A 7,562-nucleotide genomic window follows, 5' to 3' on the forward strand; every position below is an offset into this window, starting at 1 on the left:
TCGCCTTTTATCGAAGCGCCATCAGCCGATAGCGTCGGACGGCACCGTCGGCGTCTTCAAAGGTATGCTGTGTGAGGCACTCCAACGTTGCACCGCCATCGCCGTCGATTGCCCGCTCGACGAGCCGGCTGAGCGTTTGGTTGTAGTGGATGCCCGTCCCGCCTGTCGAGTCGGCCAGCAAGAGGTGCGTGAAGCCGTCGTCGCGCAGTCGCCGGCTGAGATCGCGCGGCGATGCGAGCGAACGGTCGTAGGCGGTCCGCCGCCGATAGAGGTTTTCGCGCGTTGTGGGACCGTTGAAGTAGAAGGTCCGCTGTTCCATGCTCAGCAAGCGCACCTGCGGCCCCAGCGAATTGGCCCACAACGCCACTTCATAGCTCGGCTCGCAACGCGATAGATACGCGTCGCGGCTTTCCAAGCCTAAAGCCACGGCCGCTCGATCGCGATTTCGCCGCACGCTCACCGCCGTGTTCGCCAGAAGCATCCCCGCCATGGCCACGGCAAACAGGCGCCTCGGCCAGCACGGCAGGCGTCGGGCTTCAATCATCACCCAGACCACCGCCACGCCGGCCAGCGGTACCAGCGGCAACAGAAACCGCACGTTCTGCCGCAGGAAGTACCAGCAGACGAAGTAGCCCAGGCAGATTTCCAGCAGCAGCGACATTCCTCGCAGACGACGACAAACCGCCAGTCCCGGCAACACGGCCAAAAACAGCACGCCAAGCTGGTGCCCTCGCCCGCCGAAACGCTCAGGGTGCATCGTAATGGCCCACGGTGCCGCAGGCAGATTCAGCAGGCCGCGGCCCAGCGGCGCTTTGTCGGCGGCGAGCGTCGGGCGACCGCCGCCGGCAATCGCTTCTTGAAAGAACGGGTAGACCGGATTGCCGTGATGCCACGCCGCCCGAAGATACCAGACGCCACTGATACTGGCCGCGACCACGAGCGTAGTCGCCGCCCCGGCAAACACGCGCCGCCAAGCCGCTTGCCGCCAGGCGTAACCGGCAAACACGGCGGCGGAGACCAGAGCGAAGACGAGTGCCAGATGTTTCGTTCCCAGCGCGCCCCCCAAAAACCAGCCCGACAGCAGACACCAGTGCGGATGTTCCTCCTCCACGCACGCTCGCCACCAGGCCGCCAGGGCCAGCGTAGTGAAGGCCGCCAGCCCCACGTCGTTCAAGGGCGCCGCCATCTGGTTGCCCACGCCGGGCACGAGCAGCGTCAGGCCGCCGGCGCACCAGGCCCAGGCCCGGCCGACGATCGGACTGGCCAGCAACACCGCAGCCAGACCCAGCAGGATACCCAGGCCGTAATGAACGAGCTGGGCTGTTACCGGGCCGTCGATCGACAGTGCCCAGAGGTAGAGCATCTCGATCAGCAGCGGATAGGTAGAGTTATCGCTATCGGGCAAGTAGACGATCGCGTGCTCGCGCAAAAATACCTTGGGCAGTTCCAGGTGATAGCAAAGTGCGTCGCCGGCCGTCGGTGGCGCCAGCGCCGCCACGGCCGTTGCGAGCACGGCAACCCCAGCGAGCGCGACGAGGCCGCGGCCGACCAACGCCGGCGGACCATCGCCGGCTTCACGTCGTGACTGCTCGCCGGTCACACGCCCCGCGGCCCGCAATACGCGGCTGCCATTCGCTCGTCCCAGTTCGCCGATGCCCCAGAACGCGGCCGCCAGGGTCAGCGTGCCGATGACCTGTCGGTAAAGGCAACCGATCATCCCTAACGCCGCCAACAGCAGGCCGGCCGCGATGAGTCCCGCCGCGACGCTCAGCACTCCGGTCGCCAGAGAATCGCCCTCGGCGACTTTCAGGCCGCGCACCATCGGGCGGCCGATGCCGAACGCGGCCACCGCAAGAATGGCGACCGCAAGCAGTGATAAACCAGAGGCGAGCATCGGACCATCAACGGCTTAAGGCGAAGGGCATGCCCGACATCGAAAAGGCGTAGGCCGTTACCGTCACGAATATCCAGAGAACGAACAGCCAAGCCTTCCAGGCGGCGATCGTCGGCGCCGGCATCGCTGCATCGCCGAGCAGCATGGCGGCAATCACAGACCGTGCCGCGCGGAGCCGCGGTGAGACGCGGGGCGAGCAACGTTCGGATTTGGTTTCGAGCGGCGCAATCATGGTCAGGGGACGGGTTACAGGGTACAGGGAACAGGAGCCGCAGCCGCGGCGGTTCCGGTTTCCGTCTGGTGCTTCACTTCAAGATCGCTCGCGCCGAGAAGCAGCCTTACACGCTGCATCACCGCTTCCGGCGCGATGCCGCTCATGCACGGATGGCTGGATGAGGACGGCGGTTCCGCTTGCGGAGCAAGCGGGCTACGTAGCCCGCTTGCTCCGCAAGCGGACGGGCCGATCAACGGGCATCGCTGAAGATGGCAAGGCGAACAGGCGACCGAGTGTTTGACGATGATTACACGACGGCCCCAAGGTCGCCATTGCCGGACACGATTGGTGCCGCTGAAGAGCACGATCGCCGGAGTCCCGACCGCCGCCGCCAGATGTGCCGGGCCTGAATCGGCGCCGACCATTAAATCGGCCTGCTCGATCAGTGCCGCCGTCTCGACCACGCTAAGCTGCCCGGTCCAGTCGTTGACCCCCGGCCACGATTTCCCATCGAGCATCTGGCGAGCGATCACCCGGTCGCTATGGCCGCCGACGAGTACGACGCGCGCCCCATACTCGACGATCACGCGGCCCAACAGCTCCTGCCAGTGCATCACCGGCCAACGCTTTGCCGCCGTACCCGCTCCGACGTGAAGCACGAGCAGCGGCGTGTAGCAGAATTCGTAAGAATTCTGATCGTCGCGTGTGTTGGCCGCCTGACTCTTCACAAGGTCAGTTGCGGCCAGCTTCTCGCGCACGCATGCGCGCGCCGCGGCGGGCGGAACGAACCACGGCTCCTTGAGAAGCAAGCCCTGCGGCGGCTCAACGCCGATCAACTTGAGCAAGGCCATCCGCGACTGCATTTCGGGGCGGCCGGCCACAAACTTGGCGCTGTCGGTGAGCAGAAAACCGCCGCCGCCGCAGTCCCAACCCACCCGCTGTTTCACGCCCGCCAGCCACAGGACGGCCGCAAAGGGAAACTCACCACGCACGTCGATGCCCAAGTCGAACCGCGTGTGGCGAAGCCGCAGCCCCCAAAGGACCAGCGCCAAAGGCCAATGTGGGCGCCAACTACGGGCAAAGCGATTGACGCTCGAGACGTGGACTCGATCGATCTCATCGCAGTTGTCGAAGACTTCCCGATTCCAGGGCGCCGCCAGCACCTCGATACGCGCGTCGGGCCAATGCCTGCGCAGTGCCGGAAGAATAGCCGCCGTCATCACCGCATCGCCCAGGTGATCGAGCTGGATCAGCAGAATCGAACGCGGTGTGGGCCAAATCTGGCCGCTCTTCTTACGACATTTGGAAATTCGTTTAAGCCCGTTGCGCACCGCATCGCCCACGAGGTCGATGAGGCCAAAAAGCACGTGCCAGCGCCAGCGGACGTAGCGATAGCGGCCCGTCGCCCGTCGCCGGCGCAAAGAAGAGGGCGTGTGTTGCCGAGCAAGACGACGTAGAGTGGTCACCATGGCGCGAGCCGGCTTCAGTCGGGCCTGACCGTTTGCCACCAGCTTTAGCTGGTGGTTCGCGACCGTCATATTCATTTTTCTTTGAGCCGGCTTCAGCCGGGCTTCCCGATCGCGCCGAGACATCCATGAGTAGACATGCGGCGCGCAAGGGCTAAAGCCGCGGTCGAGAAGCCCGGCTAAAGCCGGCTGAAAAACGGATCTCGGTGCCGCAAGCCACCAGCTAAAGCTGGTGGCAAACAGCCGCAGCCGGCTAAAGCCGGCTCGAGGAATTCTAACGATGAATTTCGCCCACCACACGAACCCGAAGCGCCAGCGAGGCGCGCCGGCGGGTAGGCCTCGCTTGCGCTTCGGGTTCGTGTGGGTGCGACCTGCGCTAGACCACATATTCATACGCCTCTCTCGTCGCCCAGGCCGCCGTGCGCCAGGTGAAGTGCTCGCGCACCAGCGAAGCAAGCTGCGGCGAGCGCCCGGCGCTTAGGGCGTCGAGCACTGCCCGGCGGATGCCGTCCACATCGCCCGGCGATACATACGCGGCCAAATCACCGAAATACTCGCGGGCACAGCCGCCGCGCGGCAGCACCAGCGGCGTGCCGCTCATGGCCGCTTCCAGCGCCACCAGCCCCGGCGTCTCGTACCAACTCGTCAGCACCAGACAACCGCAAGCGGCGTAGGCACTGGCCAACAGCGGGTCGTCGTGACCCAGTCCGGCTATGAACTGCACGTTTCGCCCGGCCGTCCGTTGACACGCCTCGAAGTACGCTTCATGCTCCGGCACCACGCTGCCCAACACAATAATCGGCACCACAATCCCTTCCATGGCGCGGAGAAACGTCAGTTGGTTTTTGCGCGGCTCGATGCGGCCGGCATAGAGGATGAAATCGCGGCAGCCGACTTTGGCGGCGAACGGTTCGGCCTCGGCCGACGAAAAACGACGCTCGGCCCCATTGGGCACGATGCGGATGCGGTGGGGCGGAACCTGAAAATAGCGGATAAGCTGATCGGCTTCGGCCTGCGAATTCGGCAACAGCAGGTCAACGCTGTGATAAAGCCGCCGCCGCCATGAGGCGAGCGCGGGAAAAGCCGCGCGAACCAGGAACTTCACACACGCCAGCCCGCGCTGGCTCAAAGACCAAGGCTCACGCCAGCACGACGCCAGGTCGAACCAGGCAATCGGCGAGAGCACAACCGGAATGCTCCGTTGCCGGGCGGCCTGCAACACCGTCAAATGCTCCGGCTCGCTGCCGAACAGATGCAGGCAGTCGGCAGTCGCGAAGTCGTGTTCCCAAGGACGCCAGAGCCGCGCCTCGACGCCGACCTCCGGTAGTGCTTGCGCCATCGCTCGCAACTGAGTTTCTCCGCCGCCCGGTGCGGTCATGCCCGTCAATTTGCCGGCCAAGAGAACACTTAGGGCCAGGAAATCTCGCTTGGGCTGTTCCAAAGGCGATTTAGGCGATGTGCCGGCTGGCACAGCCGAGGGCGGCTGTGCGACCTCGGCGCCTGATGCCTGACGCCTGACGCCTGACGCCTCCGCAATGTCGGGAACGTGTGACCTCATGCTCGCATCCGCCGCAAAGTTCGTTTCGCCCACCCGCGCCAGTTGTCGGCGTTGATCTCTTCAATCGGCGTCACGCGCTCCCAGTCGAGATACAACCGCAGACCCGCGCGCAAACCCGGTGAATGGGTTGCCATCGCCGGTCGGATGGTCCTGGGCGGTTGCCGTGTTCGCCATGGCAAACTGCCGGTCGAGAACGAGATAGTCGCTCGATCGAGCTCGACCGCGGCGACCTGCTGGCCTCGATGGATTTCCACGGCCACGCGGTGGTCCGCCGGCAAACCTCGCGACGTGATTTCGATTTGCTGTCCGCGGCCCACCGCCATTAAACGCACGGCCGACCGTGCCCGCCACCAGGCTTCGAAGTTGGCCAGTGTGGTACACCAGGTATTCGGCAGTTGAGCGGCGGCATCCAGTACGTCGCGCAGCAGTTGCGGAAAACGCCCCAGGCGGCGGTCGGGATGGCCATAGAAGATGATAGGCTCGCCGGTGCGGTGCTTCTCAACCATGACGGCCTGCCAGTGTTCGAGCAGTTCTGCGGCAACATCGGCATCGCAGGTCGCTTTGTCCTGCGCGCGGCGAGCTGCTTCCAGGCAGACGCCCAAACAGACAGGGTGAATCGGGATTTGCAACACATTGCTCTGGCCCGGAAAGAACGGCAAGTCGTCGTAGGCCAGGCCGAACTCCGAGCTGTGGCTGACGCCGAGTTCGTCGAGTGCCTCCAGCAGTCCGCGATGGAAACGGCCGTGCGGGGCCGCGAAGCCGACCGGACCGAGACCAAGCGCGTGCAGGCTCTCGATGCCGCGGCGGATATTGGCCAAGTTGTCGCCCTTCTCACGATAGGTGTGATGCCACCAGCCGTGCGAGCCGACGTGCATGCCTCTCAGCCGGGCCAACGCTTCCGGGTATGGGGCGTGCGTCGCCATGCATACGTAATGGCTCACGCTGTGCTCATAGCCGCAGATTGCCGCCAGCGTGGCGTTGAAGTCGGTTTCGTCGTAGTCGTCATGATCGAGCCGAAAACTAAAAGCGCTCTGGTGTGGATGCGGGTAGCGAGCGACGGATAGCCACAGTCCACCGGCCGACTCCAGCAGCACGCGCAGATCGGCGAGGAGGCGCGAGCGCACGGCGCGTCGGTCGACGCGGGCCACGCTCTCGTACACCACCAGTCCGCCGATCCGCCATTCGTGGCGCGCCGCGCGTTCATCGGCCAGTGCCTCGAACGGATCGCGAGATCGGCCGCGACGCAAGTGGTCGAGGTCGATGCCGATCTGCCGGCCATCCAGAACAGGAACCGCCCTCCTCGAATCAAACAATACAAACCGGCCCGCGCAGCCGCTTGTCCGATCGACGTGCGGAACGCCCTCTTGGGCCAGCGCCTGGCGCAGCCCGCTGGGCACGTCGTGCAACAGCAGCGGCAATTCCGGCAGCGGATCATTCATTTCATACCTCATGCCGCGGCCGTTGAGTCGTAGGGTGGGACCAGCGAGCTTGCGAGCGACGGCCCACCGTAAACGACGTCGCCAACGGTGGGCCGGCGCTCGCAAGCTCGCTGGTCCCACCCTACGGTCCACAGGCGCCGATGTTTGTCGGCCAACACCCACTCCGAAAGCCCGCTCAACAGGCAGAACGCCCAGCCTTGCGGTCCGTCCCAGATTCCTTGTTTCCAGACCAGCCGGCGAAAGACTTCGCGCGCTGGCGAAAGCCAGGCGTCGGCCTGTCGCGGCGCACGATTTCGCTCGGCGCGGGCCTTAGCCGCCAAGGTCGTATAGCGGTGCATCTTGCCCAGAAAACTGGCCAGCGTCGGCAACGGGTCGTGATCGAGCCAGGTGCGCAACTGCCCGACCGTTCCCTTCACTTCGAGGCTTTCGTGGACCTCGCCCTGCCACCAGGCCCGGCCACGCCGCACCAGCCGCACTTGCCGATCGTCTTGGGTGCCGGAAAAGCGCATCCGCCGGCCGAAGACCGAACTGCGGACGCGCACGCGGTAGGCATCGTGCCGGCCCTGGGTCACTCGGTTGCGAACTTCCGCGATCATGGCCGCCGTCGGCCGTTCGTCGGCATCGAGCGAAAGCACCCAGTCGCCGCGCGCCAGGCCGAGGGCAAAGTTCTGCTGCCGGGCAAAGTTGTCGAACGGGCGTCGATAGACCCGTGCGCCGAACGAGCGAGCGATCTCGCGCGTGGCATCGCGCGAGCCGCCGTCGACCACGACTACCTCGTCGGCCCACCGCACGAGCTTAAGCAGTCCCGGCAGGTTTTGCTCTTCGTTGAGCACGATCGAGATCACGCTGATGGTCGGCGTTGGTTTCATGCGGCCTCCCGCTCGGCTTCTGTTGGCGTTCCGCTGGCGACGCATTGGGCGTAGGGTGGGACCAGCGAGCTTGCGAGCGCCGGCCCACCGATAGCGACGTCGTTTACGGTGGGCCGGCGCTC

6 protein-coding genes are annotated in these 7,562 nt (G+C 65.2%); all 6 read right to left on the reverse strand.

Features of this window, described 5'->3' with window-relative positions:
- Positions 1-7: 7 nt before the first annotated feature.
- The 6 genes from VNH11_12805 to VNH11_12830 all read right to left on the reverse strand — a co-directional run bounded on the left by VNH11_12805 (position 8) and on the right by VNH11_12830 (position 7,440).
- A complete protein-coding gene (locus tag VNH11_12805; GenBank protein ID HVA47240.1) occupies positions 8-1,894 on the reverse strand; it encodes a hypothetical protein in 1,887 nt (628 codons plus the stop codon).
- Between the two features lie 7 nt (positions 1,895-1,901).
- On the reverse strand, positions 1,902-2,039 hold the full coding sequence (locus VNH11_12810) for a hypothetical protein (protein ID HVA47241.1): 138 nt from the start codon (positions 2,037-2,039) through the stop codon (positions 1,902-1,904).
- Positions 2,040-2,140: 101 nt separating this feature from the next.
- Positions 2,141-3,646, reverse strand: coding sequence for a glycosyltransferase family 9 protein (locus VNH11_12815; protein ID HVA47242.1), 1,506 nt, complete (start codon positions 3,644-3,646; stop codon positions 2,141-2,143).
- A 304-nt stretch (positions 3,647-3,950) separates the two neighbouring features.
- Positions 3,951-5,132: a glycosyltransferase gene (locus VNH11_12820; protein ID HVA47243.1), complete on the reverse strand. Its 1,182-nt coding sequence runs from the start codon at positions 5,130-5,132 to the stop codon at positions 3,951-3,953.
- On the reverse strand, positions 5,129-6,571 hold the full coding sequence (locus VNH11_12825) for a hypothetical protein (protein HVA47244.1): 1,443 nt from the start codon (positions 6,569-6,571) through the stop codon (positions 5,129-5,131). The genes VNH11_12820 and VNH11_12825 overlap by 4 nt, the downstream gene beginning before the upstream one ends.
- Positions 6,572-6,579: 8 nt before the next feature.
- Positions 6,580-7,440 (reverse strand): glycosyltransferase family 2 protein, encoded by an 861-nt coding sequence (locus VNH11_12830; protein HVA47245.1) that lies wholly within the window; start codon positions 7,438-7,440, stop codon positions 6,580-6,582.
- Positions 7,441-7,562: the final 122 nt, after the last annotated feature.

The organism is Pirellulales bacterium (assembly GCA_035533075.1).
Lineage (GTDB): Bacteria > Planctomycetota > Planctomycetia > Pirellulales > JAICIG01 > DASSFG01.